The 12,464-nt window shown below is 29.1% G+C and carries 10 protein-coding genes and 1 pseudogene; 9 read left to right on the top strand and 2 right to left on the bottom strand.

Annotated elements, in window-relative coordinates; all coding sequences use genetic code 11:
- Window positions 1-123: 123 nt before the first annotated feature.
- From CLLI_RS05185 to CLLI_RS05160, 6 genes are all read left to right on the top strand, one after another.
- Complete coding sequence (locus CLLI_RS05185) at window positions 124-858, top strand: hypothetical protein (RefSeq protein WP_106063169.1); 735 nt, start codon at window positions 124-126, stop codon at window positions 856-858.
- Window positions 859-1,095: 237 nt separating this feature from the next.
- On the top strand, window positions 1,096-2,895 hold the full coding sequence (locus CLLI_RS05180) for a putative bifunctional diguanylate cyclase/phosphodiesterase (RefSeq protein WP_106063168.1): 1,800 nt from the start codon (window positions 1,096-1,098) through the stop codon (window positions 2,893-2,895).
- Between the two features lie 813 nt (window positions 2,896-3,708).
- Window positions 3,709-4,863 carry an amidohydrolase gene (locus CLLI_RS05175; protein WP_106063167.1) on the top strand — a complete coding sequence of 385 codons (1,155 nt, stop codon included), beginning with the start codon at window positions 3,709-3,711 and terminating at the stop codon, window positions 4,861-4,863.
- Window positions 4,864-4,979: 116 nt separating this feature from the next.
- Window positions 4,980-5,681 carry a nucleotidyltransferase domain-containing protein gene (locus CLLI_RS05170; RefSeq protein WP_106063166.1) on the top strand — a complete coding sequence of 234 codons (702 nt, stop codon included), beginning with the start codon at window positions 4,980-4,982 and terminating at the stop codon, window positions 5,679-5,681.
- A gap of 263 nt (window positions 5,682-5,944) precedes the next feature.
- On the top strand, window positions 5,945-6,328 hold the full coding sequence (locus CLLI_RS14695) for a hypothetical protein (RefSeq protein ID WP_207655078.1): 384 nt from the start codon (window positions 5,945-5,947) through the stop codon (window positions 6,326-6,328).
- 148 nt (window positions 6,329-6,476) lie between these two features.
- Complete coding sequence (locus tag CLLI_RS05160) at window positions 6,477-8,291, top strand: MutS family DNA mismatch repair protein (protein WP_242975533.1); 1,815 nt, start codon at window positions 6,477-6,479, stop codon at window positions 8,289-8,291.
- A 67-nt stretch (window positions 8,292-8,358) separates the two neighbouring features.
- On the opposite strand, the gene CLLI_RS05155 is transcribed toward CLLI_RS05160, so the two are convergent.
- On the bottom strand, window positions 8,359-8,838 hold the full coding sequence (locus CLLI_RS05155) for a spore coat protein (protein ID WP_106063164.1): 480 nt from the start codon (window positions 8,836-8,838) through the stop codon (window positions 8,359-8,361).
- Window positions 8,839-9,071: 233 nt separating this feature from the next.
- Here CLLI_RS05155 and CLLI_RS05150 point away from each other — a divergent pair, with 233 nt between their 5' ends.
- Window positions 9,072-9,770 carry a metallophosphoesterase family protein gene (locus CLLI_RS05150; protein WP_106063163.1) on the top strand — a complete coding sequence of 233 codons (699 nt, stop codon included), beginning with the start codon at window positions 9,072-9,074 and terminating at the stop codon, window positions 9,768-9,770.
- A gap of 507 nt (window positions 9,771-10,277) precedes the next feature.
- Entirely contained in the window at window positions 10,278-11,267 is a 990-nt protein-coding gene (locus CLLI_RS05145) for a ComEC/Rec2 family competence protein (protein WP_242975532.1), read from the top strand.
- Window positions 11,268-11,381: 114 nt separating this feature from the next.
- On the opposite strand, the gene CLLI_RS05140 is transcribed toward CLLI_RS05145, so the two are convergent.
- A complete protein-coding gene (locus CLLI_RS05140; RefSeq protein WP_106063162.1) occupies window positions 11,382-11,828 on the bottom strand; it encodes an Lrp/AsnC family transcriptional regulator in 447 nt (148 codons plus the stop codon).
- A gap of 142 nt (window positions 11,829-11,970) precedes the next feature.
- On the opposite strand from CLLI_RS05140, the pseudogene CLLI_RS05135 reads away from it, so the two are divergent.
- Window positions 11,971-12,375 (top strand): annotated as a pseudogene (locus CLLI_RS05135) (carboxymuconolactone decarboxylase family protein).
- Window positions 12,376-12,464: the final 89 nt, after the last annotated feature.

Raw genomic sequence — 12,464 nt, 5'->3', positions numbered from 1 at the left:
AATATTTAATAAGAAAGGTAAGTAATTTAAATATTATATTAAAAAAGGGATTTATTAATGAATGTCGAAAATATATAATATAGATAGTATTGAATATAAAAAATATTACCTTGAGGTGATAGTATGTATGTAGATTTAGATTATAATGAAATACAAAGCATAGAAAACTTAATTAACAATAGGATAAATGAGTTAAGAATAGGTATAGACGGGGATGCGGAAAATGAAGATGAATTTAAAGAAATAATTAGATCCTACAAAGACTTATTAAAAAAAGTGGAAAATCTAAAAAAGAAACAAAGAGAAAGTAATAACTTGCAAAAAGATATTAATGAGATTCAATATAATGAAAAATTAAAGATAAAAATTAATGAACTAGTTTGGGAAAAATTAAATGGTATAGAAAATAGTAATAAAACTTTTGCAGAGGTTCTTCCACAAGGCTTTGAAAATATTTTAAAAGTATATATATATAATAATAGGGATAAAATTTCTAAGGCTATTAAAAGGTTAATGGAGAGTGATAAGGTAAAGAATAAACTAAAGGAGGAAATTACTAAATTTATTAGTGGTGCTAACCCCATGATTGGTAAATTTATTAATGGAGAAAATGTATGTAATAAGATAATTACAAGGTTTTCCAACTACTTTGACAATGATGAAAATATGATGGCTGTAATTATGAATATAGATAATGCTATAGACAATTTTAAAAATAAGAGAGTTACTGATTTTCTTATGTATGTTCCTTATGAAGGGAAAAAGTCTCTGTGTGATTTTATGAGCAATATAATACTAGATTTTATAAAAAATAAGGAAATTTACGAGGTTATGTGCACAAGAAACAAAAATTATTAATGTCATATAGTATGTAAATTTTATATATTATCTACACTAAGAAAAGGAGGCAATGCCTCCTTTTTATTTTTTTGTAATTTTACATCAATGAATTAATAAATTTTACATTATAAAATCTATATTATAGCATAGGGATATGGTAATATGTAGATAAATAAAATTATTAATAATTACGGAATTTAACAAAGCAGTATTAAATAATGAACTTTATTACTTTAGGTAAGCAGGTGTGAGAATATGGAAAATTCTATAAAAATAAAATATGAGGAACTTTCTAATATATATGAAGAGTTAGCAGTGACAGAAGGGGAACTAAGGGATAAATATGAAGAACTTAGAAGAAATGAAGAAGCATTAAGAATAAGTGAAGAGAGATATAGATTGGCAGTAGAAGGAGCAAATGATGCTCTTTGGGATTGGGATTTTTTAAATAATAAATTTTTTATTTCAGAAAAATGGAAAAAGGAAATGGGTTATGAGGATATAGAAAAAAACTTAAGTATAATTGGAAAGTGGACTAGACTTATCCACCCGGAGGATTTAGATAATGCACTTAACACATTAAAAGATTACTTAATGGGAAAAGCTCCCTATCTTATCTGTGAATATAGAATGAAATATAAAGATGAAGGATATAAATGGGTATTAGCCAGGGGGAAGATATTAAGAGATTATAAAGGAAGACCTATACGTATGGCAGGATCCCTATCAGATATAACAAATAAAAAGATATATGAAGAAAAAATAAAACAATTGGCATATTACGATAGACTTACTGGATTACCTAATTTCCATTTTTTAAAAGAAAAGATAAAAGAAAAGATTGTAGAATGTAATGATAAAGATAAATTTGCATTATTTTTGATAGATTTGGATAACTTTAGAAATATAAATGATACGTTGGGACATAGGTTTGGGGATGAAGTTCTGATAGCTGTTAGTAATGAATTAAAGAAGGTCTTAGATGAAAAAGATATAATATGCAGAATGAGTCAGGATGAATTTTTGATATTTAAGAATTGTATTCAGGATAAAGAAGAGGCAGCTTTAACAGCTGAAAAGATTTTAAAACATTTCCACAATCCTGTTATAGTTGATGAACATGAAATTTATACCACAGTGAGCATAGGTGTAGATATATATCCTAACAATGGTGGTGACTCTTATACTCTATTAAAAAATGTAGACAGTGCTATGTATATAGCAAAGAAAAATGGCAGGAATAGATATGAATTTTTTCATAAGTCTATATATAATAGTATTGTTGAAAAAACAAAATTAGAGGCAGATCTAAGAAAAGCAGTAGAAAATAATGATTTTTTATTGTATTACCAACCTCAAATGAATTTAAATACAGGAGAAATCATAGGAGTTGAGGCACTTGTAAGGTGGAAACATCCGCAAAGGGGAATTGTTTCTCCGGGAGAATTTATTCCTTTAGCAGAAAGCACTGGGCTTATAGTTCCTTTAGGAAAATGGGTATTAGAGGCTGCTTGTAAACAAAATAAGTTATGGCAAAAGCTAGGATATAAAAGTATTAATATATCTGTAAATGTATCTTCACTTCAAATACAACATGGTGATTTTATAGAAATAGTTAAGAATACATTAAATGAGATAGGTATGGATCCTAAATTATTAGATATAGAAATTACAGAAAGCACACTTATGAAATCAATTGATTCTGTTGCTAGGAAATTAGAAAACCTAAGGAAAATGGGTATAAGTATATCTTTAGATGATTTTGGTACGGGATATTCATCCTTAAGTTATTTAAAAAAACTACCTATAAATACCCTAAAAATTGATAAAGTATTTGTAGATGATATTAGGGAACATTCTGCAGAGAATGCTATAACCGGGGAAATAATTCAGCTGGCCCATAAAATGAAAATAGATGTGGTGGCAGAAGGCGTAGAAATGGAAGAACAAGTGGAATTTTTAAAAATGCAAAACTGTGATAAAATACAGGGATATGTTTTAAGTAAACCTCTTCCAAGTGAAGAAATAGAGAGATATTTAAAAAAGAGTGAATAATATATATGATTTTTCTTTACTTTTAGGAATAAAAATCAAAAAAATATGTTGACAAAATAATCTGAACAATGTATTATTATATTAAACAAACAATCAACTTTCTAAATATTACAAAGTTTGATGAATTATAAATAAGTATAAGGAAGCTAATCTATGCTAATTTTAACTTATCTTATTTATAAAATTTATTGATGATAGGGGTGATTCCACCAAAACATTAGCTTAACCAATATAAAAAATATATTAATAGGAGGTATCCTCCAATGGGATAATTATTTAGGGGTGATACCCATAGATTCTAATTCTTTACTATATATCCCTTAGTTTTTAAATTTAAATCTTTAATCTTATTAAGTACAAAGGGTTTTATGTTAGACAAGGATATGGTAATAAGTTAGAATTTGAATATGGAGGTTAGGATAATTTTTTATTTATAAAGTAAGTTGTATTGATTGTGTTATAGGCAAAACAGAAAGGATGGGTGAAAATTCAAATAATTAGTGAAGGGTTTACCATGGAATTAGAATCTATTTTATAGTTGGTTTGTATATGTAAGGGAGTATACAAACCAACTATTATTTTTTGAGGAATTATACGCACTAAAAAACGGAAGATTTCTCTTCCGTTTTAGGGTAAAGGGGGAGGTCGTGTAAAAAATAATGTACAATTCTACTATCTAATGTATAATTTGTACTTTCTACTGTATAATTAATTATATATTTGAATTATTAACTATCAATTATGAATTTATTAACATTCAATAAACTTTTACGTATATGATTATTTATTATTTATTAAGGGGGAATAGGTAAAATGATACTTATAAGAAATGGAAAAACATTTACTGCAACAGGAAGAAATTATGAAAATGGCTGTATATTAATAGATGGAGATAAGATAATTGAAGTTGATGAAAATATAGGAATAAAAAATGATATGAGAGTAATAGATGCCAAAGGCGGATGGGTTATACCAGGTATTATAGATGCTCATTGTCATATAGGCTTAATAGAAGAAGGCATGGGTTTTGAAGGAAGTGATATAAATGAAAGCACAGACCCTATTACACCTGATCTAAGAGCTATAGATGGAATAAATCCATTGGATACAGCCTTTGAGGAAGCTGTTAAGGCTGGTATAACTACAGTTATGACAGGACCAGGCAGTGCTAATGTTATAGGTGGTCAATTTGTTGCTATGAAAACTAAGGGTATATGTGTTGATGATATGATAATAAAAGCACCTGCAGCTATGAAAGTAGCTTTTGGGGAAAATCCCAAAAGGGTATATAATTCCAAAGGAAAAATGCCTATGACAAGAATGGCCACAGCAGCTCTTTTAAGAGAGACTTTAACAAAAGCCAAAAATTATAAACAGAAAAAAGATTCTGCTCAGATTAAAGGTGAGAATTTCGATATAGACTTAAAGATGGAAGCATTAATTCCTGTGATTCAAAAGAAAATACCATTAAAAGCTCATGCACATAGAGCAGATGATATGCTTACTGCTATAAGAATAGCTAAGGAATTTGATGTACTTCTTACTTTAGATCATTGCACTGAGGGAGAAATTATAGCAGAGTATATAAAGAATGCTAAAGTTCCAGCAATAGTTGGGCCAACCTTAACTTTTAAAGGGAAAATAGAAACAAAGAATAAATCCTTCACTACTCCAAAAGAGCTAAATAAGGCTGGAGTAAAGGTAGCTATAATGACAGATCATCCAGTTATTCCAATACAATATCTTCCTATGTGCGCAGGTCTTGCAGTTAAGGAAGGATGGGATTTAGAGGAAGCATTGAAAGCTATTACTATAAATGCAGCGGAAATAATAGGCGTGGAAGATAGAGTGGGTAGTATAGAAAAAGGCAAGGATGCTGACATAGCTATATTTGATGGAAATCCATTGGACAGCTTAACCAAGACCATGTATACAATTATTAATGGAAAAGTGGAATACAGAATTTAAATAATAAATAATAAATAATAAAGTATAAATAATAAAGTATAAATAATAAAGTATAAATAATAAATGTCCAATTTTATTATCTAAAAAGCTGCAAGCAATTTTTGGAGGAGGAGGGAATGGATCCCTATAAAAAAATTGAAGCTTTTAAAAATAAGGTAGTGAAATGTTTTGGAGAAAGGGTGCAGTGCATATTGCTAACTGGCAGTTATGCTAGGGGGGAAGAAAGAGAGAAAAGCGATATTGATATGTGGGTATTTTTAGATAAGGTGGAGTATGAAGATTTAAATTCAATATCAAAAATACTTTTAGAACTTCCTTTAGAACCTAAATTGAATCCTCAGTGTACTTCTTTTGATGAAAGTTTAATTCCTTTTTTCATAAGGGAGTATAGTCCAATACAATACAGCACCGACGGGAAAATACTATATGGTTCCTTAAAAATACCCTATCCTAAAAAAGAAGAGTTTTTAGAGAATAGTAAAAGACTTATAGTTTATGTGTTAATGGGTGTAAGACATTTTATATGTACCAATGAGAGTAATGAAACCTTATTTAAGAAGAAGCTTTGGAAAAGAATTTTAAAGCCATTTATGTGGGCATTAAGATATAGATGTGCAGCACAAGAAGGAATATATCCCCTAAAACTTGAAGAATTAAGAAAGCATTGTAGTGAAGATGAGATAAGTATGATTAATATATATGAAGATTTTTTGGAGGAAGAAAAAGAAAAATATAGGGGAAGATCAAAGGAGATTTTGAATAGTATATATATTCTTTGTGAAAAACTCCTTTATGTTGACGATACAGAAAAGCTTTAAATAAATTTTAAAATAATAAAGTATAAAGAATAAATAATAAATATGGACAATTTTTCTCCATTAACATTACAAAAAATTTTTTATTGAATAGTTTTATTGAAGAAAGCTGCTGGATGTGAGAAAACACTCCCTAACTGTCCACTGTCAATTGTCAATTGTCAACTTAAAAAGATTGCATCGCAATCTTTTTAATAATAGGCACTAAAAAGCCATATGATTAATATAATAGTAGTGTAGTTAAAAATTATTTTATGAGGTGCTTAATGGAGAATTATTCAATGATGGATGACCAAATGAAGGGTATGAGAGAGATGAACCAAATGGGTGGACATATGCACCCAATGTGTCATATGTGTTCAATGCAACATATGTGTCCAACGGCTGGAGGAATGTATCCAATGCAGGGCGGAATGTATCCAATGGCTGGAGCTATGTATCCAATGCAGGGTGGCATGCACCCAATGTGCCATATGTGTCCAATGCAACATATGTGTCCAATGGCTGGAGGAATGTATCCAATGCAAGGTGGAATGTATCCAATGGCTGGAGGTATGTATCCAATGCAAGGTGGAATGTATCCCATGCAGGGAGGAATGGCTCCAACGCAGAGAGAAATGCCCCAAACTCCTGAGGAGGAAGGTATATAATTATCTTTATTAACATAGAAGCATGTAACATAATAAGTTACATGCTTTTATGCATAATTATAATGTATTTCCAATTAGGATAAACTATGAGATAATGTTAATCAATATAATTAGCTTAATAAATAACGTGGATAGGAGATAAGTGAAATTGAGAGATACTAAAATCACATACCTAAAAAGAAAAGATAAATTAGATAAATTGCTTAAGAAACAAATACAAACTATGAATTTTTTTAGCGCCTTAAGACTAATAACTTTTATTACAGGAGCAATCTTTACTTTGGTTTTCTATTATAAAGTTAAAAATTATTATTTTTCTAGCATTATATTATTGGTTACTATTATTCTATTTATAGTATTGGCTATAACTCATGAAAAGGTAATAAAAAATAAAGAACTTACAGAGAAAATAGTAAGCATAAATGAGGATGGAGTAAAACGAGCAGAAGGAAATTGGAAAGAATTTAAGGATACTGGTGAGGAATTTATGGATGAAAATCATCCCTATTCAAAGGATTTAGATATATTCGGTAAATCCTCTCTTTTTCAATATATTAATTGCAGTACTACACCTATGGGAAGAGAGAAATTAAGAAAAACATTAGAATATCCTAATTACACTGTAGAAGAACTATATAAAAGACAGAAAGCTATAGCTGAATTAGGGGAAAAAATATCATGGCGGCAAAGATATATGGCGGAAGGGTTATTAAGAGAAAATAAGAGGGAGGATTTAGAAAGACTCTTAAAGTGGGCAGAAGAAAGATATACATTGTATGATAACAAATTTTTAGTTTTAATGGTTAATGTACTGCCCATTATAACCATAGCAATAAGTATATTGTTTTTGATGACTTCAAGTATACATTATTATACTCCATTATGTTTTATATTTATCCAGGTTATTTTACTATTTTTCCATAAAAATGATAGAGCTGATTCATTAGACACAGTATATATACATAAAAAAAAGTTACAAAGTTATTATGAAATGATTATGCTTATAGAAAAGGGTAATTTTAACTCACAATACCTAAAGGACTTAGAAAAAAATCTTGAAAACAGTAATAATATTAAAGCTTCTCAAGGAATAAAAGAACTAATCAAGATTTCTAATTTAACATCTGATAGAAAGAATCTTTTATATTTGCTTTTTAATATATTTACCCTATGGGATTATCATACTATGATAAAACTAGAAAAGTGGAAGAAAAATTGGGGTGAGGATTTAGAAAAATGGTTAGATACTGTTGGAGAATTTGAAGCATTATCAAGTTTATCTTTATTGAATTATGATCATCCATATTGGGCTTGGCCTACATTTGAGGGAAACTATCTAGTAGTTAAAGGAAAAAACATAGCCCATCCACTAATTGGAGAAAAGGCCGTAGAAAATGATTTTACAATAGGAGAACATGATAAGATACTTCTAATTACTGGCTCTAATATGTCTGGCAAAAGTACCTTGCTTAGAACTGTTGGTATTAACTTAGTTCTAGCCTATGTTGGGGCATCTGTTTGCGGGGAGAATTTTAATTGCTCTTTAATGGATATCTACACTTGCATGAGAATTAGTGATAACTTAGAAAAAAATATTTCTTCTTTTTATGGAGAATTATTAAGAATTAAAGATCTTATGCAAGGGGTTAAGGATAAAAAGCCTATATTCTTTTTATTAGATGAAATATTTAAGGGTACTAATTCTATTGATAGGCATACGGGAGCAAAAATATTAGTAAATAAATTGAGTAATGAAAATGTGCTAGGACTTGTTTCAACTCATGATTTAGAATTAGGGGATTTAGAAAAGGAGAACAAAGAGATAAAGAATTACCATTTTAGAGAGTATTATAAAAATAATCAAATATATTTTGATTATAAATTGAGAAAAGGAATTTCAACAACTAGAAATGCGCTATACCTGATGAAATTAGCGGGAATTGATATAGACAATGAGAAGTAAAATTATTTCATTATAATATGAAAAATGAGCATAAAATTTGCTATATTTATGCTCATTTTCATTAGTATTATTGAGGGTTATACATTCCCTTACTTTGCATATAATTGAATATGTCTTCTCCATGCTGCTGTTCTTCTTTTTGAATGTGATTTAAAGCCTGTCGTATATTTGCATCTCTAAATTCAAATATGCTAGTATCGTAAGTACCTGAAACATATTTTTCTGTCATAAGTAAGTCACCGCAAAGATTTGCATCTATAGGATTATTTAAACTAGATTGGGCAGCAGTTGTGTTGTTTTGCGCAGATGTACTAGTATTATTAGCTGCAGTTCCACCACTTTGCGGCATATTAGGTATTTGGCCACTTAGTATTGTGTTTATAGTGTTTAAATGTTGCTGCTCAGATTGAGCATGTTTACTAAACATTTCCCTAAGTTGAGTATCTTGAGTTTTACTTGCATAATCATTGTATTTAGTTATGCACAATTCTTCATGACTTTTTAAATCTTTTAAAAGCATAGTTTCTTTTTGAGTTAGTTGTACCATTAGAAACACCTCCTATAGTTAGTTTTATCTTTATAGAAGATATTATTCTATAAAAAAGCAGATAGCTTTTCTTTAGGCCATCCGCAAATTTACGAGGAGAAGTAAATCACTTTTTAAGTCATAGTTTGTATATCTTTTTGTTGAAGTAATGTTTATAATATATAATATGTTTTAGTCAAGTTTTGGTTAATTATCTTTGTTGGTATTATTTTAAATTACGGGAGATGATGGCTTTGAAAATAGCAGTTATATCAGATATTCATGGAAATATTTTTGCACTAAAAAATGCTATGGAGGATATAGAGAAAAGAAGAGTGGATTTAATAATAAATCTAGGGGATTTTGTGGGCTATGGACCATATCCTAATGAGGTAATTGATTATATAAGGAATAGAAAAATTATTTCAATTAAGGGAAATTATGATGCATCTGTAGTTGACAATAAGTTTAGCTATATTAGGAACACAGAAATTAATAAATTTTCACTACCCTATGCGGTATCAGTACTTAGAGAAGAGAATAGAAATTATTTAAATAATTTACCTAAAACTTTGGTCATGGAATTTAAAGAAAAAAGCATAACTTTTGTTCATGGAAGCACAAGATCTATCAATGAGTATTTAAAAGAAGATAGTATTGAAGTGGAAGAAGTGATGAAAGAATTTAATGGAGATGTTTTGGTATGTGCTCATACTCATATACCTTATTTAAAGAAGTATGGCAATAAAGTTATTATCAATGAAGGAAGTATAGGAAAGCCTAAAATTGGCAGACCTAATTCAACCTATGTCATATTGAATATAGAAAAGGGAAAGGATATTCAAGCAGAGTTTATAGAAATACCATATGATTATAAGGGTATTGTTGAACTCATGAAAAAGAAGGAGTTTCCAGAAAAACTTATTCAGTCTTATGAAACAGGGAAGGAATAAAATAAAAAAATTGTGGCCAATTTTTTTAGTTGACAGTTGACAGAGGACAATTGACAGTTAAGGAGGCTTTTCTTACGTTGACACTACAGAAAAGCTTTAAATAAAATTTTCTTAAATAATAAATAAGAAAGAAAAAAGAATAAATGTGGATGATTTTTCTCCATTAACATTACGAAAAAATCTTTTATTAAATAGTTTTCTTAAAGAAAACTGCTGGGAGTGAGAAAACACTCCTCGCTTTTTCATAAAAATCTAAGTGTTCTTTTGCTGATGTTACAGGCTTTCGCCTTAAAGTTTATGCAAAAAATTCAATTATTAATTGCTAAATTGTTAATTTGTTAATTTAATAAAGTCCCTTCGGGTCACGCAAAGCGTGCTATTTAGTGAACTTATTAAATTTAAAATTTGACCTAATGACAATGGAGAAAAATTATCCTTATCTGTAATCTGTTCTCTATACTCTGTTATCTAAAAATATTGTGGCACAATATTTTTAAGAGGTGAAATATGAAAATAAGAAGCAGTAATTTAAGAGGAAAATGGTTTAAAACTATACAAGCTATAATGTTAGTAATGTTTATGATTGTTATGGTGGGATGTTCAAATGTTAGTACACCAACCAGCACTAGTACCAAAGATACAAAGGGGAAAATAGAAGAAAATAATAATAATAATAAAGATAATAATAATAAAGATAATAGTAAAAGTAAAGTTCAAGGTAAATTAAAGGTACATTACATAGATGTAGGACAAGGTGATAGTATACTTTTACAGTATGAAGATAAGAATATGTTAATTGACGCAGGGCCAAATGCTGCTACGGAAACAGTGGTTAATTATTTAAAAAGGGCAGGAGTTAAAAAGATAGATTATTTAGTAGCTACACATCCTCATGAAGATCATATTGGAGGTATGGATGGAGTAATAGACAATTTTCAAATAGGCACTATGTATATGCCTAAAAAGACAGCTACCACAGCAACATTTAAAGATGTTGTACAGGCAATGAAAAGAAAAGGTATAAAAGCAAAGACTCCAGTACCTGGTGAAAAATTTTCACTAGGAGATGTTCAGTGTATGATTTTGACTCCTAATAGTGCAGAGTATGATAATGTAAATAACTATTCCATAGTGATAAAGGTCACTTATGGTAAAAATTCTTTCTTATTTGAAGGTGATGCAGAAAGTCTTGCTGAAAAAGAGATTTTAGATAAGGGTTTTGACGTAAGAGCAGATGTGTTAAAACTTGGGCATCATGGAAGCAGAACATCTTCATCTACAGCTTATTTAAAGAAGGTTAACCCTAAATATGCAGTAGTTAGTTCAGGAAAAATAAATGACTACGGACACCCTCATAAGGAAACTATGGACAAGTTAAAAAGTATGGGGATAAAGTTATATAGAACTGATGAAGATGGAAATATTGTAGTCACCAGTGATGGGAAAGATATAAAATTTAATTGTTCTCCAGGAAGTTATACTCCGGGGAGAAGGTAATAAGCATAATAATGTGCTCTCTTTCCTAAGATTAATGTGTTAGGAAAGAGAGTTATTTTATTTAATAATGTATTATAAAATTGAAGATTAATTTATAGATAACATAGTCTTTATTTAAAATAAAAATTTTTTAATATCATCATTTATTTTTACAGATGAAAATGCAATAATGGTTGTGGTTAGTGCATAGGAGGATATTGAATTTATAAATTCTTCTACTTCATTTAACTCTGAAATTGATAATTTTACTAAAAAACATCCATCTCCAGCAATTCTATAGCACCATTCACTTCTTGGAAAATCTTTTATAAATGCTTTGAATTTTTCATATTCCCCATTCTTCATTGTAACTTTTATTATACAATCAATAGGGAACCCCAAATTTTTCTTATTTATTTTTATTGTATATTTTTCGATAACTCCACTATCTTCAAGTCTTTTTACTCTTTCTGAAACAGAAGGGGGAGATAGATTAATTCGTTTCGATAATTCTCTTATGGATAAGCGACTATTTTTTTGCAACTCAGACAAAATCATTGCATCAATTTCATCGATTTTCATATGAAATCAACTCCTCATTATTTCATATCATATGATATATACAACATATTATTATATATCATATGAAATACAATGTTAATATTATATTTTATATAATATTAGTATGCTAAAACAAAATCTGCATAAATAAAGGAGGAATAATATGGCGACAATAACTTTTTCGAAGAATGGAAGTACGCCGTTTGAACAATTATTAGGTCATAACCCAGAAGTCTTAAAGAAATGGTCAAGTCTTGAAGAAACTTTATTTTATTCTGGAGTTTTAGATTTAGAATTGAAAGAAGAAGTAAGAAGAACTTTAGCATTCACAAATCAGTGCCATTATTGAATGTCTAAAGGAGAGCCAAAAGATAATATTAAAAATGTAAAAATTTCTTTGGCAAAATCCTTTGCTCTGCTGGTAGCAGAAAATCATCTTGATGTTGATGATAAAGTCATAAATACACTAAAAGAAGAATTTTCAGATGGTGAGATTTCAGAGTTGTGTGCTTTTATTTGTTTTATAATAGCTTCACAGAAATTTGGGGCAGTGCTAAATCTTTCTTAATGATAGAAATAAGTGCTCAAACATTATTATGGAATAATTGTGAGCACTTATTTTTATATAATCGTGTAACCTTTAAATACTCCATCACG

Origin of the sequence: Clostridium liquoris (assembly GCF_002995785.1) — a bacterium.
Taxonomy (GTDB): domain Bacteria; phylum Bacillota; class Clostridia; order Clostridiales; family Clostridiaceae; genus Clostridium_AO; species Clostridium_AO liquoris.
Note: the sequence above shows the minus strand (reverse complement) of the source record. Positions and strands in the feature narration are given on the sequence as shown.